The following is a 17,466-nucleotide window of genomic DNA, read 5'->3' on the forward strand; positions in this document are numbered from 1 at the left end:
CCTTGGGGGCGGCTCAGCCGAACAGCCGCTCCAGCACCGCCGCGACCCCGTCCTCCGCGTTCGTCGACGTCACCTCGTCGGCCGCCGCCCGCAGCTCCGGGTGGGCGTTGCCCATCGCCACCCGGTGGCCCGAGCGGCGGAACATCGGCAGGTCGTTGGGCATGTCCCCGAACGCGACGGTCCGCTCGGGCCCGATCCCCAGCAGCTCGGCCGCCGCCGCGATCCCGGTGCCCTTGTCCACCCCGTACGGAGCCAGCTCGACCGTGCCGGGCCCCGCCATGGTGACGCTCGCCAGATCGCCCACAGCCCCGCGTGCGGCGGCGGCCAGGGCGTCGTCGCCCAGCTCCGGGTGGCGGACCAGCACCTTGATGACCGGCCGCTCCCACAGCGCGTCCCGGGAGCCCACGCGGAGGGCCGGGAGCGTCGGGTTGGGCATCCGGTAGCCGTTCTCGATCAGCGTGACGCCGTCCACCCCGTCCTGGTCCACGGCCGCGAACACCGCCCCGACCTCCGCCTCGATCTTGCCGAGCGCGGTGTCGGCGGCCTCCCGGTCCAGGGTGACCGAGCGCAGCAGCCGCGCGCTGTCGGCGTCGTACAGCTGCGTGCCCTGGCCGCACACGACGAGCCCGCTGTACGCGAGGTCCGCGAGCAGCGCCCGTATCCCGGGCACCGGCCGCCCGGTGACGATCAGGTGCCGGGCCCCGGTGGAGGCGGCGAGGGCGAGCGCGGCGCGGGAGCGGGCGCTGACGGTGTCGTCGGGGCGCAGAAGGGTGCCGTCCAGGTCCGTGGCGACGAGGGCATATGCGGGTGGCGTGGGCATGGACCACAGCCTAGAAGGGCCCGGACGGCCGCTTGCGCGCGAGGGGAGGATCGGGTAGGGGCGACGGCGGTACGGGAGTGGGGGAAGGGTGGCTGAGGGCTGAGGGCTGAGGGACCGGGGGCCGGGGAGAGGCTGGTGCGCCTGCTGAGTCAGGTCGGCCGCTCGCTCGTACGGCGGATCGCCGCGAGCAGACGCCGCATGCCGACCGCGTGCCCACCTGTCCCGAAGACGAGCCGCCGGTAGGCGCCCCCGGCCCGGCCGGGGAAGGCGGCCCGGCTCTCGGCGCGCAGCCGTGTGCGGCCGGGGCCGTCGGGTTCGAGCCGGAAGATCAGCAGGTACGAGGAGAAGCGATGACGGCCCTGGAGGGTCAGCCGCTCCCCCGGAGAGGCGACGAGGACCCGGAAGCCGGGGAACGCCGACCCCTCGGCGAGCGGGCGCGGCCCGGACTGCCTGGGGTCGGCCGCCCCGACCAGCCGCGCGTAGGCGGCCGCGGGGGCCCGTGAGAAGGACCGCTCCAGCTCCGCGCACAGACCGCGCCAGACGGCGTCGGCCCCCGCGGCGATGACGGTCGTGTGCTCGTCCAGGTGGGGCAGCGGGTCGACCTGCATCAGGGCCTCCGTCGATTGCGGCCGGTGGTCACGGCCCTTCCGTACGCACGGGGGCACGTACGACACCCTGGCCTTCACACGCGGCCCTGTCGAGCGGGACGGGCCGGGGGCACCGTCTCGGCCACTCCTGTCCGGACGCACGAACAGCCTCCCTGGGGAGAAGCCCCACCGCGTGCGTCCGGTGAGGCTTCTCGGTGGTGGTAGCGATGATGATGGTCGGTGCGGCGAGCGGGCGCTCAGGCGGTGCCGAGATCCCCCGCTCGGATGCCCGCGACGAACGTCGTGAACGCGGCGGCGGGGACGGTGAGGACCGGGCCGGTGGTGTTGTTCTTGGAGTCGCGGACGGGGACGATGCCGTGCGGGGCGGCGAGGTTGGTGGCGACCTCGACGCACGCGCCGCCGTTGTCGCTGTACGAGGACGTGAACCAGCGCGGGATCTCGGTCTCGGTCGTCACGTGGGTGCCCTTTCGTAGCTGGCCAGTTGTGGCTACCAGTGCCGCAACTCTCCGGCCTTGCTACCCATGACGAGGGTGGTGAACGCGTCGGCCGGGGCGTTGAGGACGGCGTCGGTCGCGTCCCGGCCCTCAGTCGCCGTGCGCGGCCCCCTCATGAGCGGGACTGCCGGGCGGGGCAGGGCAGTTCGGGTGCGTCGCGGTTGGGGGAGCAGGTCACCAGGGCGACGGAGTGGAAGACCGTGCCCTTCAGGTAGTGACCGAGCGACACGTCCCCGCCCCACGTGAGCCGTTCGACCGCGGCTCTGACGAGGAGGACCAGCCTGCTCGCCTCCCGGTCCTGCGCGGAGGCGAACCGTGGGGCGAACTCGGCGAGTTGCAGCCCCAGCCAGGCGCCGGCTTCCTTCGGCTCCTCCCAGGTCCCCCGGATCGTCGAGGCCGGTTTCATGAGCCAGTGCGCCGTCTGGATCGGCGGTACGTCGCAGGCCCGGAACACGGTCACCGCTTCCCGGTACCGCTCATGCACTTCCTGTTCGCTGGTCGGCGTCGGGGCCTGGCCCGGGGGCCTGCGGATGCTCTCCTTGTCGAAGGTCCGCTTCTCCCCGAGCCAGGCGTATCCGTGGTGGTGCACCGCTGCTCAGGCGGAGAGGTCGAAGCGGGCGGGGTCGATGCCCGCCGCGTCCAGCTCCGCCGTGGTGAACCGCAGCGGCGCGGCCCCCGGGCGCTTGCTGTCGCCCACGGCCCACGCGTCCGGCCCGATCTTCGCGAGCGTCATGCACGCCTCACCGTCGGGGTGGGTGTTGCCGCCGCAGGCCTTCGAGAATTCGGCCCCCGCGATGGGGAGTTCGTACAGGTCGATCACTGTGTGTCCTTCCGCTTTCCGTTCAGGGACACAGCAATGATTTACCGGGCACGCAGTCGATCAGCCGGATATTCGCGTTGCAGGGTAAAGATCATGAACGGAAGGCGATCGCCCATTCCGTGAGGAGGTGCCTTGCGTCTTCGTCGAAGAGGGCTTGGCTTCCGTAAGCGTCAAATACACTCAGGTGCTCGGTGATGTCCCGGGAATCCTGAAATACCATGCGGCCTGTGAAGGTTTCCGCCGTGGCGAGGCGCTCGTCGTAGACAGTGAACGTGTTCATAGGGCCACGACTGATGGTCGAGCCGAGCGGAAGCACACCGATACGCACATTGGGCAGGTGGGACAGCGATACCAAGCGGTCGACCTGGACGGCCATGGCGGCCCCTTGGAGTACGGGCCATCGCACGGCCTGCTCGGTGAGCAGAAAGGTGAACGCCTTGGTGGTGTCGTAGAGGATGGCCTGCCTTTCCAGCTTTCTGGCGATCGTCACGGTCTTGTCGCCCGGTGATCCGCTGAGGCTGGCCTTCACGTACTCGGGTGTGGCGAGGAGTCCGGTCACCATAGCGGGCAGGAAGTAGCGGAGTACCGTGGCTTCGGACTCCAGGCCGGCCAGTTCTGCTTGCCGCTTCTCCACGCCTTTTCGCCAAGACGCCCGTTTGCTTTCCCACTCGGTATTGGCGAGCCGAGCGAGCGACATCACCTCGGCCGCTTCCGCCGGTGAAGCCTTCAGAACCTTCAGGATCAGCTCCACATCGACCAGGCTCGGGCCGACCCGACCGGTCTCGATGTTGCTGAGTTTCGTCTGGGACATGTTGCAGCGCTGAGCGAGCCGGACCTGGGAGAGTCCGACTCGCTTGCGTAGTTCTCGGAGCGACGTGGCCAGAACCGTCTTGGACCGGCTCAGCTGCTCAGGTTGGAAGGTCAAGGCCCTTCACGTACTCCCCGAAGGGGACGGCCCGGGTCAGGGCGATCCGCTTCCATTCCCGATAGGGGGCGGGGTCGCCCTCGTGGACCTCGCGGTTGATCTGTGTACCGTCCGGGCGGAAGTTGAGGTGAGCGATGCGCGTCTCGTCGAACATCCACCAGTCGCGGCCCGTGAGCGGCAGCCCGAAGTCGCCGTGTGTCACATCCAGTATGCGGATGTCCTCACCGGCTGCGATGTTTCCCGGAATGCCCCAGGCGAACTGGTAGCGCTGATAGTCGGTGAGGGGCCGACGCACCACCCGTACGCGCCCTACGCTGCGTCCTGCGTCCTTGAACGCCCGGACCTTTTCGTGCCACGCAGAGTTGTGGCCGACGGGCTTCTCCGCACCCTTCAGGAACCGGGCTACGTTCTCCTGTTCCCGGGGCATGGTGTAGGTGGGCTGCGCCTCGAACCGCCACGCCTCTCGTTCGAAGTCATCGAAGAACCTGCGCCAAGCATCACCATCCAAGAGCACGGACAGCCTCCCTGAGGACGTGTTCGGGAATTTTCACCAGTGCCTCGCCGTCCGGAGGCTGGAACGCGGAGCACTGGTCCCCCTGCACAATGATCCCGCCATCCGTCCTGTCCACGTACAGGTTCGGGCAGTCGTTGTCGTCGCAATCGGGCCCGCCGTTATGGCCGGTAAGACGGTACAGGTCATCTCGCGCCATAGTGCCCCCTCTTCCGTGCAGGGCCGGTCCCTGCTGACGACGACGCTAGAGGGGCGCCGCAGGGCACGTCCATCGCAGGACGCGGATATTCGCGTTGTCGGGTAGACCGGCCTGCTCCGCACCTGAGAGGTCCGGTCTGCCGGTCGGTCAGGACGTCTCGAACTCCCCCGCGCCGACACCCGCGACGAAGGCGGTGAATGCGACGGCCGGAACGGTGAGTACTGGGCCGGTGGTGTCGTGCTTGGAGTCGTGGACGGGGACCACGCCGTGCGGGGTGGCGAGGTTGGTGGCGACTTCCACGCACTGACCGCCATTCTCGCTGAACGAGGAGGTTAGCCAGTGAGGGGCCATGGATTCGGTCTCGATCGTCGTCACGGGGTGCCCTTTGTGGATGGTCGGTTCCAAGGGCACAGGTACCCACGACCGAGGCGGTGAACGCGTCGTCATGGTCATGGTCATGGTCGGGGTCGTCGCGGGTCAGTCGCCGTACGTTGCCCACCAGTCCGCGAACGGTACGGCGTGCGCCAACGCTGTGTCCCTGTAGGCGGCGTACTCGGCGGCCCGGTCATCGGGGAGCACGTCGGCCCCGACGAACTCGCCGTCGGGCGTGTAGTACATGGGCGCCGCCGCGAGCGAGTCGAACAGCCAGAAGTCTCCTACGCCGCTGAGCGGGCTGGGGCGCCCGGTCACGTCGAGGATGAAGAACTCCTCACCGGCCGTGCTGTTCGTGGTGTAGCCCCAGCTCAACTCGTACCGCAGATAGGGCGTGAGCGGGCGCGTGACCACGTGTACGCGGTACACCCGCCGACCGGCCTCGACGTGTCCGCGTACCTCGTCGCGCCAGTCCTCGTTGTAGCCCTCCGGCCTGGGCTCGCCGGAGAGGAACAGCCGGTACGCATCCACATTGCCCGAACGGCCGTAATCGTCCAGGGTCTCCAGCCGGAATGCCTCCCGCCTGAAGTCTTCGAACATGTCTCCCAAGGTCTTGGGCACCGCATCCACCTCCTACTGTTCCCAGCCAGGCAAGAGTCTCCGGCTTCCCCTTGCGGAAACCGGAGACTCTCCCTTGGGCCTGTCAGGCCTGTCAGTCCGTCAGACCGCGTCGAGCTCGCCGGCTCGGACGCCCGCGACGAACGTCGTGAACGCGGCGGCGGGGACGGTGAGGACCGGGCCGGTGGTGTCGTTCTTGGAGTCGCGGACGGGGACGATGCCGTGCGGGGCGGCGAGGTTGGTGGCGACTTCGACGCACTGGCCGCCGTTCTCGCTGTACGAGGACGTGAACCAGCGGGGGGTTTCGGTTGTCACGGGATGCCCTTTCGCAACTGCTTGACGATGTCAACGGAGGCCGCCTGCGAGGGGGCTACCGCCTGCATCTGATGGTAGGCCGAGAGCAGGGGCAGCACACCGGTGGTTTCCCGTTCCACATAGCCCTGTTGTGCGGATTCGGCGTACGACATGATCGAGCGGTCCACCATCGTCAGGATGGTGACCGGCAGGCTGAACGGGCGGCGCTCTCCCAACTCGAACGGGACCACCTGAAGGATCGTGTTGGGCAGTGCGGCGAACTCGACGAGATGGTCGAACTGCGCCTTCATGACCTCGGGCCCGCCGACCGGACGGCGCAGACAGCTCTCGTCCACCATGGCGAAGACCATCGTTTCCCGGCCTCCGAAGACTGCCGCCTGCCGTTGCGCGGTGACCGCGACTCGCTCCTGCGCCTGCTCGGGGGTGATGACCCCGCGCCGGACGACGCTCTCCGCGAGGACCGTCGCGTACTCCGGGGTCTGGAGCAGACCCGGGATGACACCGACCTCGTACAGCCGGATCTCCGCCGCCCGCCGCTCCAGGCCGAGGAATTCCGGAAAGCCTGCCAGCAGGCTGCCCTGCTTGATCGCCCGCCACTCGCGCTCGAAGGACTCGGGACTGCCGACAAGACCGAAGATCTGATCGGCCCTTCGCGAGAACGGCAGGGTTGCAGACTTACGACCAGTTTCCATTGCCGAGATATGCCTGCCGGTGCAGCCGGCCATGTCCCCCAGCTCGTCCTGCGTCCAGCCGCGCGACTCCCGTACCGTGCGCAGACGCGCACCGTACGCAGCCTGCGGGCTTGCCTCGGGATTTAACTCCTTGCGGTTTACCAACGTGCCCTCCCCTACGGCCATGTTGAAGACATTTGAACTCTAGGCCACGCTGAATCGCCCCGGTAGTCATATGGCTACAGAGAGGAGCGAACGGTGTACGGCGAGAACGTGTGCCCGAATCCTGGGCGGTGTCCGCGCGTCCCCGACCCCGGCACCCTTCTGGTGGACACCAGTCGTGGTGACCGGGTGGGGGAGTTCCGTGGGGTCGCCGGCTTCTACTGGTCGCTGCGGCCCGTGGGCGGCGGCACCGCGTGGGAGGTCGAGCCCCGCTACGTACGCCCTGCTCTTCTCATAGAGCAGCTCCGCGCCCGTACCGCCCGTCTCAACGCCCGCAGCCGGGGAGAGGTGCTGTGAACCCCGCCCTGACGCACCCCCGTTGGTACGCCGCCGAGAGCAGCGCGGGCGACGCGGCCAGGTCCGTACGGCTCGGCAGGGTCGTCACCCCGACCCGGCGGCTCGCGCTCCGGTGGCTGCGGCGGCAGGCGCGGCGGCTCGCGGACGCGCTCGACCCCGACCCCTACGCCGCCTCCTGGGCGCCGGTCCACGCCCTGCACCCGGTCACCGGTGGCCCGGAGCCCGCCCGGCGCGACGCACCGGCCGAACTCCGGGCCTGGGCCGACGGCTTCCGGGAGCACGACTACGCGCTGCTGCGGCTCGCGGACGGGCTGCCGTACGAGTTCGTCGCCCGGGACGCCCTGGCCTGGTACGGGCTCGTCGTGCGGCCGCTGGGCCGATAGCCGGAGAACATCCCGTCCCCACCACCGAGGATTGATCGACGTGTTGCAGTGCACCGCCTTCGCGGAAGTCCCCGAGATGGGCATGCTCGTCGTGCTCACCGCCATGAACGCCGAGCCCGGCCCGGCGCCGGGAGTGCCCGGCGTGTCTGGTGCACCCGGCGTGCCCGGCGTACCCGGCGCGCTTGATGGGCCGGGCGTGACCGACCTGCCCGAGCTGGACGACATGCTGTTGTGCGAGCTGGGCGAGCACGACGAGGCGACCGAGCACGCCGCGCAGCTCTGGGCAGGCGAGATGTCCGCGACGCGGGACCTGTGGATGTTCTGGGTCGATGCCGACGGGCGCCGCAAGTTCCGGTTCGCCGAACTGCCCCCGTGCCCCGCCGTCATGCGCACCCTGGCCACCGACGAGCGGGAGGTGTGCGTCCTGTTCGACCGGCACGCCGCCCCGCACTCTTGGGACGTGACCGATCCGCTCGCGGACCTGATGGCGGAGCGGATGCGGGAGGAGGTCGAGCGGGAGCGAGGAGGGGGAGGGGGAGGGGACGAGCGTCGAGGCAGGAGCGGGGGCGGGAGCGGCGATGAGGCCGGGGGCGGGGCCGGGGACGAGGGGGAGGCAACACCGGCGTAACGTCCTCCGGATAGCTTCGCCCGATGATCACTCGGGATCGGGATCGGGATCGGGATCGGGATCAGGGTCGTGATCGGGATCCTGGGCCCGAGGGCCGGGGGCCGACGTGGAGACAGGGGCAGATGGAGACGCGGCTACGGACACGGCCCGGGGGCGAGGGTGATCTCGCGGAGCTGGTGCGGATCTACAACCACTACGTCACCGGGACGCCGGTCACGTTCGACGTCGAACCGACGACGGTCGAGCGGCGCCGCACCTGGCTGGCCGCCCACCCTGACCACGGCCCCCACCGGCTGCTCGTGGCCGAGGAGGGCGGAGAGCTCCTGGGGTACGCGACCAGCAGCGCCTTCCGCCCCAAGCCGGCGTACGCGACGTCTGTCGAGACCAGCGTCTATCTCGCGCCCCAGCACGCGGGGCGCGGCGTCGGCAGCCTCTTGTACGCCTCCCTGTTCGAGGTGCTGGCGCAGGAGGACGTGCACCAGGCCCTGGCCGGGGTGACGCTGCCCAACGAGGCGTCGGAACGGCTTCACCTGCGCTTCGGCTTCCAGCCTGTGGGCGTGTACCGGGAGGTCGGGCGCAAGTTCGACCGGTTCTGGGATGTCGCCTGGTTCCAGAAGCCGCTGGCCGGTCCTCGGTAGCGGTTCGGTCGGTTTCGCCTATCCGTGCCCTCGGGGCCCTCCGGTGAGACCACGGTCAGCCGGCGGTCCTCGCCGCCCATCGGCACGTCGTACTTCTTCACGAAGCCCAGTACGTCCGTGTAGAGGGTGGAAGCGCAGGGCCTTCTCCTGGTTGAAGGGTGGACGGCAGTCCTTTAAGGCTCACGCGTGACCCATTAGTGCACGCAGAACTCGTTGCCCTCAGGATCTGCGAGTACGAGCCAGCTGCCGCCCGGTTCGTCGACCGCGTGCAGGATGCGCGCGCCCAGTGCCACCAGCCGTTCCGCCTGGGCGTCGCGCTCGCCGGGGTCCGTGTGGACGTCGATGTGGAGGCGGTTCTTCACCGTCTTCGGCTCCGGTACCCGCTGGAACAGCAGCCGCCGCCCCAGCCCCGTACCGCTTCTCTCCTCGTACGGGTCGTCCGGGTGCCGTACCGCCGCGAGATCGCGCCAGGCGCGGCGTCCGTGGGCGTGGGTGGTGATGGCCTCCGGGACAGCTCCGGCGGCGAGCAACTGCTCGACCAGGGCGCTGTTGTCCTCGACCGGATAGCCCAGGGCCTCGGCCCAGAACCCGGCCTGCGCGTGCGGGTCGGAGCTGTCGATGACGAGCTTCCAGGACAGTGTGCGTGTCATGGAAACCGTTTATAGTGGTTACATGAGTGCGAGCGCAATGAACACGCCGCGAGCGGGGCCGGGGCGGCCCGAGCCGTCGGGGATGCTGCTGGTCCACCCGGATGGCAGCTCGTTCCGGTTCGACCCGGGCGCTCTGTGTCTGGAGCTCCTGCCGACCGGTGGACCCGGGCGCCTCGCGTACTTCGAGGTGCTGCACGGACCCGAGGACCTGGTGCGCTGGGCGGGGGAGAGCCGGCTGCCCGGCGGGCTCGACCTCACCGTGAGTCCGGCCGAGGTGCCGGCCGCCCGTCGTCTGCGCGACGCGCTCTGGCGGCTGGCGGAGGCCCACGTGTCCGCGCGACCGCCCGGTGCGGACGACCTCGCCACCGTGAACGACGCGGCGGCGCACCCGCCTCTTACTGCCCGGCTGACCGTGGAGGGGGCGCGGGAGTGGGCGGCGGGGGCGACCGGGACCGGGCTGCTCTCCACCGTCGCGCGTGATGCCGTCGACCTGTTCACGGGGGCGTACTCCCACCGGGTCCGTACGTGCGGCGCCGACAACTGCCGCCTGCTGTTCGTCGACACCTCCCGGCCCGGCAGGCGGCGCTGGTGCTCGATGGAACGGTGCGGCAACCGCCACAAGGTCCGGGCCCACCGCGCCCGGCTGACCACTGCTGACGGCGACTGACGGCGTCTGATGACGACTTAAGACTGACGACTCTGTGATCGAAGGGGCCTTAGCCATGCCTGTCGGACTCACTCAGGACGCGGGCTGGGAGATCGGTGTCTCCCGGACGATCCAGCAACCGCCCCGGACCGTGTGGGAGTTCATCACCGGACCGGAAGGCGTCGCCCTCTGGCTCGGCGTCGAGGGGCCGCTCCCGACGGAGAAGGGCGCTTCGTACCGTACGGCGGACGGAACCAGGGGCGAGATCCGCAGCTACCGCCCGGGGGACCGCGTCCGCCTCACCCACGGCACGACCACGATCCAGGTCGCCGTGGCGCCCGGCAGCTCCGAGGACCGGGCCGTACTCCGCTTCCACCAGGAGCGGCTGGCGAGCGCGGAGGAGCGGGAGGAGCGGCGTACGCACTGGAAAGGTGTGGTGGACCGGGTGGTGGCGCAGCTGACCTGAGGGCCGGGGAGGCCGGGGCTCGGAAGGCTGAGGGTCTGGAGGGCTTGGGCCTGAGGGCCTGAGGGGCTTTCCGGGCCGTACGTGAAGGGGGACGGGCGGGCCCCGTGCCTCTACGGTGTTCGCGGCGGGCAGGCCGCGCAGGCGTGCCCGTCCAGCGCGGCGAGCAACCGCGTGGCGGCGGCCCGTACGCCCCGCGACGGGGACGGGGACTGGGACTTGGACTGGGACTCCGGCTGTGACTGGGACTGCGCCTGTGGCGAGGCCTCCGTGGCCAGCCGGGCCGTCGTCGGGCGGCCCTCCGCCACCGCCTCGTGCGCTGCGCGCGTCCACCGCGGGTGCTGGGCGTGGCCGGCGGCGAGGATCGTGGCGAGGAGGTCCAGCACGCCCGCCCGGTCCTTGACCGTCTCCGTCGCCGCCAGCTCCCACAGGAACGGCACCGCGGCCACGGTCGCGTCGAAGACGGCCGGGGCGCCGATCCACCGGGCCAGGTCGCTCAGGGCGTCCTCGGCGGTCGGGCCGTCACCCCAGGCGATCCGCGACAGCATGCCGGGGACCTGGGACGCGGAGCCGTACGCGTGCTGCAACTCGTGCCAGCGCACGTTCCTCATCTCGCCCAGGACAGTCCCCATCCGGGCACTCAATCAGCCTTATCGCACCGCGTCCACCATGCCGGGTGCTCCGTACGGCCGCCGCAGGCACTCCCGTACGGAACCGGGGTGGCCGGCCCGGGGGCCACCAGGGAAACGTGACCGAGGGACAAGGCCGGCTAGGTGAGATTCTGCTGGGCGGTGCTGTCCGGGCCGGCGGTCTGAGAAGGCGCGGCGGCCTGTGCAGGCGCGGCGGCCTGTGCGGGCCCGGTGGTCTGTGCAGGCGCAGCGGTCTGCTCGGGCCCGGCGGGAGAAGGGCCGGTGGCGGGGGCCGCCGCCGCTGTCGCCAGCAGCTTCGCCGCTCGGACCCGGTTGCGGCGGGCGTTGCGCAGCGCGTCCCAGGTCAGGAGCGAGAGAGCCAGCCAGACCAGCGCGAAGCCGGCCCACCGCTCGGGCGGCATCTCCTCGTGGAAGTAGAGGATGCCCAGCACGAACTGGAAGACCGGCGCCAGGTACTGGAGCAGCCCCAGCGTGGAGAGCGGCACCCGGACCGCCGCCGCGCCGAAGCAGATCAGCGGGACCGCCGTGACGATGCCCGTCGCGGCGAGCAGCACGCCGTGGCCCGCGCCCCCGGCGGTGAAGGTCGACGCGCCGGTGGCCGTCAGCCAGAGCAGGAAGCCGAGCGCGGGCAGGAACAGGACGGCGGTCTCGGCGGCCAGCGACTCCAGGCCGCCCATGTCGACCTTCTTCTTCACCAGGCCGTACGTGGCGAAGGAGAACGCCAGGACCAGCGAGATCCACGGCGGCCGCCCGTACCCGATCGCCAGCACGAGTACGGCGGCCAGGCCGGTGGCGACCGCGGTCCACTGGACCGGCCGCAGCCGCTCGCCGAGCAGGAGGACACCCATGGCGATGGTGACCAGCGGGTTGATGAAGTAGCCGAGCGAGGCCTCGACGACCTGGCCGTTGTTGACGGCCCAGATGTAGAGGCCCCAGTTGACGGTGATGGTCGCCGCCGCCACCGAGATGAGGCCCAGCTTGCGGGGATCGCGGGCCAGTTCACCGATCCAGGCCCAGCGCCGGATCACGAGCAGGGCGACCCCGACGACGGCCAGTGACCAGACCATCCGGTGGGCGAGGATCTCGATCGCCCCGGACGGCTTCAGCAGCGGCCAGAAGAGGGGGACGATGCCCCACATCCCGTACGCGCCGACTCCGTACAGCAGGCCGGCCCGCTGCTCGTTCTTCCCCTTCACGGGCCCCTCCCGGACTACCTGCGCCGACGCGGCTGCCGACAGGGATGACGGTAACGCCGGAAGGGCCTCGTGTCATAGCCGTCTCAGGGAAACACTCATGACAGGGGTGGGAGGTCTTGTGGAGGGGCCGCTGTGAAGGGCGACCGGGATTCAGGCCGCTCGGCCAGGGGAGGCGGTCCAGGCGGCTCAGGCGGCTCAGGCGGCTCAGGCGGCTCAGGCCGCCCCGGCTGCAGTGAGAGCCGTGCGTACCGTCGTGGTCAGCGGCGTGGTCGGGCGGCCGATCAGCCGGGCCAGGTCGCCGCTCGTTCCCGCGAGCCGCCCGCGCGCGATGGCCTCGTCCACGTCGGTGAGGATCGCGGCGAACCCCTCGGGCAGGCCCGCACCGACCAGGACCTCCTGGTGCGCGGCGGCCGGGACGTCCTTGTACGCGATCTCCTTGCCGGTCACCTCGGACAGCAGGGTCGCGTACTCGGCGAGCGACCAGGCGGTGTCGCCGCTCAGCTCGTAGGCCTTGCCGAGGTGGCCCTCACCGGTCACCACGGCCGCCGCGGCGGCGGCGTAGTCGGCCCGGGAGGCGGAGGCGATCCGGCCCTCGCCCGCGTTGGCGACGACCGCGCCGTGCTCCAGGACGGGGGCGAGGTTGGCGGTGTAGTTCTCCGTGTACCAGCCGTTGCGCAGGAACGTGTACGGCAGTCCCGAGGCGAGGATCAGCTGCTCGGTGGCCTTGTGCTCGTCGGCCAGGACGAAGTCCGCGTCCGGTCCGCCCAGGATGCCGGTGTACGCGAGCTGCGCCACGCCCGCCGCCTTGGCCGCCTCGATGAGCGCGGTGTGCTGTGCGACCCGCCTGCCCACCTCGCTGCCGGATATCAGCAGCACCCGGTCGCCGGCCCGGAACGCCCCGGCGAGGGTCTCGGGGTGGTCGTAGTCGGCGATACGGAGCTCGACGCCCCGGGCCCCGAGCGCGGCGGCCTTCTCCTTGTTGCGGACGACCGCGGCGATCTCGCCGGCCGGGACCGTGGCCAGCAGTGCGTCGATGACGAGGCGGCCGAGCTCTCCGGTGGCTCCGGTGACGACGACGCTCATGGGGGGCTCCTGTTTCGGTGGGTGTTCTGGTGGGTGCTTCCGGGGTGGCCCGGGGTGACGCGGGTGCGCTCCGGGGGCACCTCGGAAGTGCTTCGGGGTGCTTCGGGGGTACCTCGGAGGTACTTCGATGTCTCCCGGTCGAGCGTATGCCTGACACTAACTGAGAGAAAGTACCCACTTTGAAGTAAGGTACTGGCATGGGAGTTAGTGCAGGAGATGCGGCGACGGGAGCGGGCCCCCTCGGACCGGCCCCGGACGTCAACCGGCAGATGTGCCCGTCACGACTGGTGCTGGAGCATGTGACGAGCCGCTGGGGTGTGCTCGTCCTGGCGGCCCTGCTGGAGCGCTCGTACCGCTTCAGCGAGCTGCGCCGCACGATCGGTGGGGTCAGCGAGAAGATGCTGGCCCAGACTCTCCAGACGCTGGAGCGTGACGGCTTCGTCCACCGGGACGCCAAGCCGGTGATCCCGCCCCGGGTGGACTACTCGCTCACCCCGCTCGGCATCGAGGCCGCCCGGCAGGTGTGGGCGCTCGCCCGCTGGACCGAACGCCAGCTGGAGGCGGTACAGGCGGCGCGCGAGGCGTACGACGAGGTCCGGGCCTGATCCTCCTGATCGAGGGATCGGGCCCGGACCCCGGGGCGCTGCCGCAACTCCGTGGCGGTGTCGGCAACTCCGTGGCCGTGTCGGCCGACGGCACGCCGTGGCCGTGTCGGTCGACGGGCACGCCGTGGAGTGTCAGCCGACGACGGTCCAGGTGTCGGCGCCGGCGAGGAGTGCGCCGAGGTCGCCCTTGCCGTCGCGCTCGACGGCGGTGTCCACCTGGTCGGACATCAGGGTGTCGTAGACGGGTCGCTCGATGCTGCGCAGCACGCCGATGGGGGTGTGGTGCAGGGTGTCGGCGTCGGCGAGCCGGGAGAGCGCGAAGGCCGTGGTGGGTGATGCGGCGTGGGCGTCGTGGACGAGGACCTGGGAGCGGTTCTCGTCGGTGACGGCGACGACTTTCAGGTCACCGGTGGCCGGGTCCCGCACGACACCCTTGGCGCTCTCCGTGCCGAAGAGGATCGGCTGCCCGTGTTCGAGGCGGATGACGGCCTCGGCGGCCTGTTCCTTGTCCTTGAGGACCTCGAAGGCGCCGTCGTTGAAGATGTTGCAGTTCTGGTAGATCTCCACCAGCGCCGTGCCCGGGTGCTCGGCCGCCGCGCGCAGCACGCTGGTGAGGTGCTTGCGGTCGGAGTCGACCGTGCGTGCCACGAACGACGCCTCCGCGCCGATCGCCAGCGACACCGGGTTGAAGGGCGCGTCGAGCGAACCCATGGGCGTCGACTTGGTGATCTTGCCGATCTCGGAGGTGGGGCTGTACTGGCCCTTGGTCAGCCCGTAGATCCGGTTGTTGAAGAGCAGGATCTTCAGGTTGACGTTGCGGCGCAGGGCGTGGATGAGGTGGTTGCCGCCGATGGAGAGCGCGTCGCCGTCACCGGTGACCACCCAGACCGACAGGTCGCGGCGGGAGGTGGCGAGCCCGGTGGCGATGGAGGGGGCGCGGCCGTGGATGGAGTGCATCCCGTAGGTGTTCATGTAGTACGGGAAGCGGGAGGAGCAGCCGATGCCGGAGACGAAGGCGATGTTCTCCTTGGCCAGGCCCAGCTCCGGCATGAAGCCCTGCACCGCGGCCAGGACGGCGTAGTCGCCGCAGCCGGGGCACCAGCGCACCTCCTGGTCGGACTTGAAGTCCTTCATGGACTGCTTCGCCTCGGCCTTGGGCACCAGTTGCAGCAGTTCGTTGTGGAGCAGTTCCCCGGTGTCAGGCATCGATGGCCTCCTTGAGAGCTGTGGCGAGCTGCTCGGCCTTGAACGGCATTCCGTTGACCTGGTTGTAGCTGTGGGCGTCCACCAGGTACTTCGCCCGCAGCAGCATCGCGAGCTGACCGAGGTTCATCTCCGGGACCACGACCTTGTCGTAACCCTTCAGGACCTCGCCGAGGTTGGCCGGGAAGGGGTTGAGGTGTCTGAGGTGGGCCTGCGCGATGGGGACTCCGGCGGCGCGCAGCCGGCGTACGGCGGCGGTGATCGGCCCGTACGTCGAGCCCCAGCCGAGCACCAGCGTGCCGGCCCCGGCGGGGTCGTCGACGGTCAGGTCGGGGACGGCGATGTTGTCGACCTTCGCCTGGCGGGTGCGGACCATCAGGTCGTGGTTGGCGGGGTCGTAGGAGATGTTGCCGGTGCCGTCCTGCTTCTCGATCCCGCCGATGCGGTGTTCGAGGCCGGGGGTGCCGGGGATCGCCCAGGGGCGGGCCAGGGTCTGCGGGTCGCGCTTGTAGGGCCAGAAGACCTCGGTGCCGTCGGCCCGGGTGTGGTTCGGGCCGGTGGCGAAGGGGGTGGCGAGGTCGGGCAGGCTGTCGGTCTCCGGGATGCGCCACGGCTCGGAGCCGTTGGCCAGATAGCCGTCGGAGAGCAGGAAGACCGGGGTGCGGTACGTCAGGGCGATACGGGCGGCGTCGATCGCGGCGTCGAAGCAGTCGGCCGGGGTCTGCGGGGCCACGATGGGCACCGGGGCCTCCCCGTTCCTCCCGTACATCGCCTGGAGCAGGTCGGCCTGCTCGGTCTTGGTCGGCAGCCCGGTGGAGGGCCCGCCGCGCTGGATGTCGATGATCAGCAGCGGCAGCTCCAGGGAGACCGCGAGCCCGATGGTCTCCGACTTCAGCGCCACACCCGGCCCCGACGTCGTGGTCACGCCCAGCGCCCCGCCGAACGCCGCGCCCAGCGCCGCCCCGATCCCGGCGATCTCGTCCTCGGCCTGGAAGGTGCGCACGCCGAAGTTCTTGTGGCGGCTCAGCTCGTGCAGGATGTCCGAGGCCGGGGTGATCGGGTACGAGCCCAGGTAGAGCGGCAGGTCCGCCAGCTGCCCGGCGGCGATCAGGCCGTAGGAGAGGGCGAGGTTCCCGGAGATGTTGCGGTAGGTGCCGGTGGGGAACGCGTGCGAGGCCGGGGCGACCTCGTAACTGACGGCGAAGTCCTCGGTCGTCTCGCCGAAGTTCCACCCGGCCCGGAAGGCGGCCACGTTCGCCTCGGCGATCTGCGGCTTCTTCGCGAACTTCTGCCGCAGGAACGTCTCCGTCCCCTCGGTCGGCCGGTGGTACATCCACGACAGCAGCCCGAGCGCGAACATGTTCTTGGACCGCTCGGCCTCCTTGCGGGAGAGCCCGAACTCCTTCAGCGCCTCGATCGTCAGCGTCGTCAGCGGCACCGGGTGGACGTTGTACGCCTCCAGCGACCCGTCCTCCAGCGGACTGGTCGCATACCCCACCTTCGCCATCGGCCGCTTGGTGAACTCGTCGGTGTTCACGATGATCTCGGCACCGCGCGGTACGTCGTCGATGTTCGCCTTCAGGGCGGCGGGGTTCATCGCGACCAGGACGTTGGGGGCGTCGCCGGGGGTGAGGATGTCATGATCGGCAAAGTGGAGCTGGAAGGAAGAAACCCCTGGCAGGGTGCCTGCGGGGGCCCGGATCTCGGCGGGGAAGTTCGGCAGGGTGGAGAGATCGTTCCCGAACGATGCCGTCTCCGAGGTGAACCGGTCCCCCGTGAGCTGCATCCCGTCACCCGAGTCACCCGCGAAACGGATGATCACCCGGTCCAGGCGGCGGACCTCTTTCCCGTCGCCGCCGGTGGTTCCCGTCGTTCCTGACAGGGGGGCGCGCTGACCCCCGAGGACGGCGTCGTTGGCCTCATCGGCCGTCTCCGCCGCGCTACTGACCTGGCTCGTCACTGAACTGGACCTCCCTTGGGGCGGCTGTTCGGAACCGCCGGCCAGCCGGTGGTTCCAGAGGCAACCCTACGTCCGTGCGGTTCGCCCTCCAGGGGCCGATCATATGGTGGACGCCTTTTTGAGACACCCTTTTAGGTCGTTTCGCCATCTTTCTCAAGCCCCCCGAACGTCGGATGGGCGTGATCTGCTCGTAGGTCTTTGGTGCTAGGTCCTTCCGCCCAGGACTGCCCGGCGGAAGCTCGCCGGACACCCCCGACGGAGATCCACCGGGCGCACGCCGAGTGCTCGCCGGGTGTGCGACGGGTGCTCGCCGGGCGCCCGACGGCGGTCCGGCCGGTCGGCCGGCAGCGTGTCAGGCGGCTAGGGCGTGTCCGGCGGATCAGGACCGGAGAGGCCGCGGCGTCTGGTGCGGTGCATCGCAAGGCGCTGGAACGTCCTCATCGCGGAGCGATTCGGGCGTTTCGGCAACGCCGCGAGGTGCCGTGCCAG

26 protein-coding genes and 1 pseudogene are annotated in these 17,466 nt (G+C 70.3%); 7 read left to right on the forward strand and 20 right to left on the reverse strand.

What is annotated here, in order from left to right; all coding sequences use genetic code 11:
• Positions 1-13: 13 nt before the first annotated feature.
• The 13 genes from AB0917_RS11415 to AB0917_RS11475 form a co-directional block, all read right to left on the reverse strand.
• Entirely contained in the window at positions 14-820 is an 807-nt protein-coding gene (locus AB0917_RS11415; protein WP_366819268.1) for an HAD family hydrolase, read from the reverse strand.
• A 149-nt stretch (positions 821-969) separates the two neighbouring features.
• A complete protein-coding gene (locus AB0917_RS11420; RefSeq protein WP_366819269.1) occupies positions 970-1,428 on the reverse strand; it encodes a hypothetical protein in 459 nt (152 codons plus the stop codon).
• A gap of 236 nt (positions 1,429-1,664) precedes the next feature.
• The gene (locus tag AB0917_RS11425) at positions 1,665-1,883 is read right to left on the reverse strand and encodes a DUF397 domain-containing protein (protein ID WP_366819270.1); all 219 of its coding nucleotides are present in this window, start codon (positions 1,881-1,883) and stop codon (positions 1,665-1,667) included.
• A gap of 32 nt (positions 1,884-1,915) precedes the next feature.
• Positions 1,916-2,038 carry a hypothetical protein gene (locus AB0917_RS11430; RefSeq protein ID WP_366819271.1) on the reverse strand — a complete coding sequence of 41 codons (123 nt, stop codon included), beginning with the start codon at positions 2,036-2,038 and terminating at the stop codon, positions 1,916-1,918.
• On the reverse strand, positions 2,035-2,511 hold the full coding sequence (locus tag AB0917_RS11435) for a hypothetical protein (RefSeq protein WP_366819272.1): 477 nt from the start codon (positions 2,509-2,511) through the stop codon (positions 2,035-2,037). The genes AB0917_RS11430 and AB0917_RS11435 overlap by 4 nt, the downstream gene beginning before the upstream one ends.
• Before the next feature lie 6 nt (positions 2,512-2,517).
• Positions 2,518-2,742, reverse strand: coding sequence for a DUF397 domain-containing protein (locus AB0917_RS11440; protein ID WP_366819273.1), 225 nt, complete (start codon positions 2,740-2,742; stop codon positions 2,518-2,520).
• Between the two features lie 91 nt (positions 2,743-2,833).
• Positions 2,834-3,667 (reverse strand): helix-turn-helix transcriptional regulator, encoded by an 834-nt coding sequence (locus AB0917_RS11445; protein WP_366819274.1) that lies wholly within the window; start codon positions 3,665-3,667, stop codon positions 2,834-2,836.
• Positions 3,651-4,181, reverse strand: coding sequence for a DUF6879 family protein (locus AB0917_RS11450; protein WP_366819275.1), 531 nt, complete (start codon positions 4,179-4,181; stop codon positions 3,651-3,653). The genes AB0917_RS11445 and AB0917_RS11450 overlap by 17 nt, the downstream gene beginning before the upstream one ends.
• Positions 4,165-4,377: a hypothetical protein gene (locus AB0917_RS11455; protein WP_366819276.1), complete on the reverse strand. Its 213-nt coding sequence runs from the start codon at positions 4,375-4,377 to the stop codon at positions 4,165-4,167. Before AB0917_RS11455 ends, AB0917_RS11450 begins: the two co-directional genes overlap by 17 nt.
• Positions 4,378-4,524: 147 nt before the next feature.
• Positions 4,525-4,743 carry a DUF397 domain-containing protein gene (locus tag AB0917_RS11460; RefSeq protein WP_366819294.1) on the reverse strand — a complete coding sequence of 73 codons (219 nt, stop codon included), beginning with the start codon at positions 4,741-4,743 and terminating at the stop codon, positions 4,525-4,527.
• Between the two features lie 111 nt (positions 4,744-4,854).
• Positions 4,855-5,349 (reverse strand): DUF6879 family protein, encoded by a 495-nt coding sequence (locus tag AB0917_RS11465; protein ID WP_366819295.1) that lies wholly within the window; start codon positions 5,347-5,349, stop codon positions 4,855-4,857.
• A 120-nt stretch (positions 5,350-5,469) separates the two neighbouring features.
• Complete coding sequence (locus AB0917_RS11470) at positions 5,470-5,682, reverse strand: DUF397 domain-containing protein (protein ID WP_366819277.1); 213 nt, start codon at positions 5,680-5,682, stop codon at positions 5,470-5,472.
• The gene (locus AB0917_RS11475; RefSeq protein ID WP_366819278.1) at positions 5,679-6,539 is read right to left on the reverse strand and encodes a helix-turn-helix transcriptional regulator; all 861 of its coding nucleotides are present in this window, start codon (positions 6,537-6,539) and stop codon (positions 5,679-5,681) included. The genes AB0917_RS11470 and AB0917_RS11475 overlap by 4 nt, the downstream gene beginning before the upstream one ends.
• A 72-nt stretch (positions 6,540-6,611) precedes the next feature.
• Here AB0917_RS11475 and AB0917_RS11480 point away from each other — a divergent pair, with 72 nt between their 5' ends.
• The 4 genes from AB0917_RS11480 (at position 6,612) to AB0917_RS11495 (ending at position 8,521) form a co-directional block, all read left to right on the forward strand.
• Positions 6,612-6,872: a hypothetical protein gene (locus AB0917_RS11480; protein WP_366819279.1), complete on the forward strand. Its 261-nt coding sequence runs from the start codon at positions 6,612-6,614 to the stop codon at positions 6,870-6,872.
• Positions 6,869-7,255: a hypothetical protein gene (locus AB0917_RS11485; protein ID WP_366819280.1), complete on the forward strand. Its 387-nt coding sequence runs from the start codon at positions 6,869-6,871 to the stop codon at positions 7,253-7,255. Before AB0917_RS11480 ends, AB0917_RS11485 begins: the two co-directional genes overlap by 4 nt.
• Before the next feature lie 40 nt (positions 7,256-7,295).
• Positions 7,296-7,883, forward strand: a complete 588-nt coding sequence (locus AB0917_RS11490; protein WP_366819281.1) for a hypothetical protein — start codon at positions 7,296-7,298, stop codon at positions 7,881-7,883.
• Positions 7,884-8,005: 122 nt separating this feature from the next.
• Positions 8,006-8,521, forward strand: coding sequence for an N-acetyltransferase family protein (locus tag AB0917_RS11495; protein WP_366819282.1), 516 nt, complete (start codon positions 8,006-8,008; stop codon positions 8,519-8,521).
• Here the strand turns inward: AB0917_RS11495 and AB0917_RS11500 are convergent.
• A pseudogene (locus AB0917_RS11500) lies at positions 8,518-8,643 on the reverse strand (VOC family protein); the annotation flags it as partial. The gene AB0917_RS11495 and the pseudogene AB0917_RS11500 overlap by 4 nt on opposite strands.
• 72 nt (positions 8,644-8,715) lie before the next feature.
• A complete protein-coding gene (locus AB0917_RS11505) occupies positions 8,716-9,171 on the reverse strand; it encodes a VOC family protein (protein ID WP_366819283.1) in 456 nt (151 codons plus the stop codon).
• A gap of 82 nt (positions 9,172-9,253) precedes the next feature.
• On the opposite strand from AB0917_RS11505, the gene AB0917_RS11510 reads away from it, so the two are divergent.
• Positions 9,254-9,838: an ABATE domain-containing protein gene (locus AB0917_RS11510; protein WP_366819296.1), complete on the forward strand. Its 585-nt coding sequence runs from the start codon at positions 9,254-9,256 to the stop codon at positions 9,836-9,838.
• A gap of 55 nt (positions 9,839-9,893) precedes the next feature.
• Positions 9,894-10,283 (forward strand): SRPBCC domain-containing protein, encoded by a 390-nt coding sequence (locus tag AB0917_RS11515; RefSeq protein ID WP_366819284.1) that lies wholly within the window; start codon positions 9,894-9,896, stop codon positions 10,281-10,283.
• A gap of 110 nt (positions 10,284-10,393) precedes the next feature.
• Here the strand turns inward: AB0917_RS11515 and AB0917_RS11520 are convergent, their stop codons facing one another.
• The 3 genes from AB0917_RS11520 to AB0917_RS11530 form a co-directional block, all read right to left on the reverse strand.
• Complete coding sequence (locus tag AB0917_RS11520) at positions 10,394-10,912, reverse strand: hypothetical protein (RefSeq protein ID WP_366819285.1); 519 nt, start codon at positions 10,910-10,912, stop codon at positions 10,394-10,396.
• Between the two features lie 137 nt (positions 10,913-11,049).
• The gene (gene rarD, locus AB0917_RS11525) at positions 11,050-12,126 is read right to left on the reverse strand and encodes an EamA family transporter RarD (RefSeq protein WP_366819286.1); all 1,077 of its coding nucleotides are present in this window, start codon (positions 12,124-12,126) and stop codon (positions 11,050-11,052) included.
• A gap of 213 nt (positions 12,127-12,339) precedes the next feature.
• Complete coding sequence (locus tag AB0917_RS11530) at positions 12,340-13,209, reverse strand: SDR family oxidoreductase (protein WP_366819287.1); 870 nt, start codon at positions 13,207-13,209, stop codon at positions 12,340-12,342.
• Between the two features lie 197 nt (positions 13,210-13,406).
• Here AB0917_RS11530 and AB0917_RS11535 point away from each other — a divergent pair, with 197 nt between their 5' ends.
• Positions 13,407-13,814 (forward strand): helix-turn-helix domain-containing protein, encoded by a 408-nt coding sequence (locus AB0917_RS11535; protein WP_366819288.1) that lies wholly within the window; start codon positions 13,407-13,409, stop codon positions 13,812-13,814.
• Between the two features lie 132 nt (positions 13,815-13,946).
• On the opposite strand, the gene AB0917_RS11540 is transcribed toward AB0917_RS11535, so the two are convergent.
• Both AB0917_RS11540 and AB0917_RS11545 read right to left on the reverse strand, forming a co-directional pair.
• Positions 13,947-15,020, reverse strand: a complete 1,074-nt coding sequence (locus AB0917_RS11540) for a 2-oxoacid:ferredoxin oxidoreductase subunit beta (RefSeq protein ID WP_366819289.1) — start codon at positions 15,018-15,020, stop codon at positions 13,947-13,949.
• A complete protein-coding gene (locus AB0917_RS11545; RefSeq protein ID WP_366819290.1) occupies positions 15,013-16,977 on the reverse strand; it encodes a 2-oxoacid:acceptor oxidoreductase subunit alpha in 1,965 nt (654 codons plus the stop codon). Before AB0917_RS11545 ends, AB0917_RS11540 begins: the two co-directional genes overlap by 8 nt.
• Positions 16,978-17,466 lie beyond the last annotated feature (489 nt).

Origin of the sequence: Streptomyces sp. NPDC007346, from assembly GCF_040703535.1 — a bacterium.
In the GTDB taxonomy this organism is placed as follows: Bacteria; Actinomycetota; Actinomycetes; order Streptomycetales; family Streptomycetaceae; genus Streptomyces.